The sequence below is a fragment of the Vibrio sp. 947 genome, from assembly GCF_033339115.1.
In the GTDB taxonomy this organism is placed as follows: domain Bacteria; phylum Pseudomonadota; class Gammaproteobacteria; order Enterobacterales; family Vibrionaceae; genus Vibrio; species Vibrio alginolyticus.
Map to the genome: position 1 here is coordinate 1 of NZ_JAWOTX010000041.1, position 2,262 is coordinate 2,262.

General features: G+C 42.2%; 3 protein-coding genes. 2 read left to right on the plus strand and 1 reads right to left on the minus strand.

Annotation, left to right across the window (positions count from 1 at the left end; all coding sequences use genetic code 11):
• The first annotated feature begins 263 nt into the window (after nt 1–263).
• Together R7Q39_RS27805 and R7Q39_RS27810 are read left to right on the plus strand one after the other, a co-directional pair.
• Nucleotides 264–569, plus strand: coding sequence for a hypothetical protein (locus tag R7Q39_RS27805; RefSeq protein WP_318077123.1), 306 nt, complete (start codon nt 264–266; stop codon nt 567–569).
• Between the two features lie 81 nt (nt 570–650).
• The gene (locus R7Q39_RS27810; protein WP_318077124.1) at nt 651–1,328 is read left to right on the plus strand and encodes a hypothetical protein; all 678 of its coding nucleotides are present in this window, start codon (nt 651–653) and stop codon (nt 1,326–1,328) included.
• 54 nt (nt 1,329–1,382) lie between these two features.
• Here the strand turns inward: R7Q39_RS27810 and R7Q39_RS27815 are convergent, their stop codons facing one another.
• The gene (locus R7Q39_RS27815; RefSeq protein WP_038128698.1) at nt 1,383–1,643 is read right to left on the minus strand and encodes a hypothetical protein; all 261 of its coding nucleotides are present in this window, start codon (nt 1,641–1,643) and stop codon (nt 1,383–1,385) included.
• Nucleotides 1,644–2,262 lie beyond the last annotated feature (619 nt).

Consider the following 2,262-nt stretch of genomic DNA (forward strand, 5'->3'; position numbering starts at 1 on the left):
GACACCAGTATAAAAACGAGAGACAAAGAAAGCGCGGTGCTAACGTCCTAGTGATGTTAGTCATAAGACCATAAAACTATGGCACCTTTCGCCTGATATTTCACGTCAGAAATGTTTCTAACAGGATGAATATTTGGGCTTCGGCATCAATTATTCAGAAACCCAGCACTTTAGGGCTGGGAGGTTCATCGCGAGCGAGATCTAGGTCTTAAACCTACTTACGACCCAGATATTCATGGTTCAGAACATCAATAGGAGAGAACATGGGTGAAACTAAACGCATTTCAGATGAGATGTTTTATTCCAAAGCAGACGCGATGAATAGTCGCAATGAAGAGAGTGTTGTGACAAGCAAAATCTTCTCTCTTAACGGCTTTCTGGTTGAAATTAACGGCTTAGTAGCCGTTGTTAACGAAGAGTATGATGGAGTAAGGCGATTGCCGACTTTCATTCAAACTACAGAAGCAGCTAAATCTTACATTAAGCAGTTAGATAAAGCGCATCAAGAAGGGTTTGAGGATGGTCAGGAAGCTATCCGCAAGTCATTCAAGAAGCTTTTAAATCTGTAATGGGTCACTCTAAAATGCCGAATAGCCGATATTCGGCATTTTTGTGTTAGTATTCAACCATCTTTTTTAATCGGTGTTTTTATGTATAAATACGGTGAAATCCCTCAAAAGAAGGCGGATCAGAAAAACTGCATGGTTAGAGGCGATGCTGGTGTTTATGAGGTAGTTTCTGTGCTTGAACAGGAAGCTATAATCGTTCGAGCTGGCTATCAAGAGACACACAACGTCTCTAAACTGAAATTCATCAGTAAAGAGCAGTTTGATAGACACATACAGCTAACCAACCCCATGAAAACACATCCTTGCAAGCTTATTGAAACAATCTCATTGGATACTATTGGGGTGAAGCTGGACGTTGTGTCAGCGTCAGTTGGACGCGATGCTTTGGGGGAAATTGTAATAAATGACCTCATGTATGTGTTCGTATCTCCCGACTCTACAAATTCACTTCCTAGATTTAGCAAGTCTCTGATCAATAAGACGTTCGAACCTAAGATTGACTGGCTTGAAAGAATTAAGTCCGCCGACAGCATCGACACATTAGTCAGAACCTTGATAGAGGCGGATAATGGCGTTGAGGTAGGCAAAGAATACCTGCTTGAAGAGCCGCTTAAGTCACTTGAGCCTCAACGAGTTCTCATCAGCAAAATCGACGGGACAACGCTTTACTACAAAAAGATGACTAAGTCAGGCAAGCCTGGAAAGAAAGAGTTCTGCTTTTTTCCCGATTACAGATACAGGATTGTAAGAGAACATTGATAAGCAGTGTGAACCATTTGGGTTTAACAAAGAAATAGCAGAGTAGCCAGGGCGCTACTCTTCTTTTTTTAAACGAAACAGGGCAAGTTCTGAGGGGCGACCCATAGAATCATGAGCACTAAGGTATCCGCTTAAGAAAAACTTGTCTGAGCGGCGTACAGCGCTCATAACAGCCTTATTTCGGTCTAATGGATGCTCTATCTTTCCACCGTATCTCGCATAAGCCTCACCAAGAATATCTAGCTCACCAATATCAACTGAGTCAGCATTATGCTCTCTCATGACATCAATGAGATGATCGATAATTTTCTTCACATCAACCTCTACATAATCACTTAATCATCCCATCCAGTGGAATGTTCATTTGAGTATTCTAAAGCATTTATTGTTTTTTATTCCATAAACTCCTTATAGCAAATAAAAAAATAGGCTCCCACTTGGGGAGCCTAAAGATTATCTATCGGGGAATAGATCATATGCGGAAACAAGTGTTCTTTCGAACGGGCAACGCAGTACAAGGTTTGATAACAATTACTACTTTGTTTACATCTCTCAGATGCCGAAAGACGTAAACAAAATCATCTAAGAGATTTGACGCATCCTTGCGTCTTTGCACCATTCTCTTAATTTGGTGTTGGTATCTCTTAGTCTCTGATGAGAACACCGCCAAGCGTCCAGAAACCACCTTTAAAGGCGAGCGTATTGCTTAAGAGATACCAAAACTTTTTATAGCAGCCTGGCTTAAAAGGTTGGGTGCCTTTCGACACCCATCAGGAGCCACACCACCATAGTGTTCTTGTGCAACCCCTAAGGGCAGGTGGCTTTCGCCACCTAAACGCACCATGATTGTTGCTGGCTGTCTGGTTCAAAGAGCTGGGAGCCTTTCGACTCCCTAAGGAACCACACCACCATAGTGTTCTTGTGCAACCCCGAA

Bases quoted from the DNA above. Each gene is read 5' to 3' on its own strand.
- R7Q39_RS27810 (WP_318077124.1), top strand. From the start codon at position 651: ATGTATAAATACGGTGAAATCCCTCAAAAGAAGGCGGATCAGAAAAAC.
- R7Q39_RS27805 (WP_318077123.1), top strand. From the start codon at position 264: ATGGGTGAAACTAAACGCATTTCAGATGAGATGTTTTATTCCAAAGCA.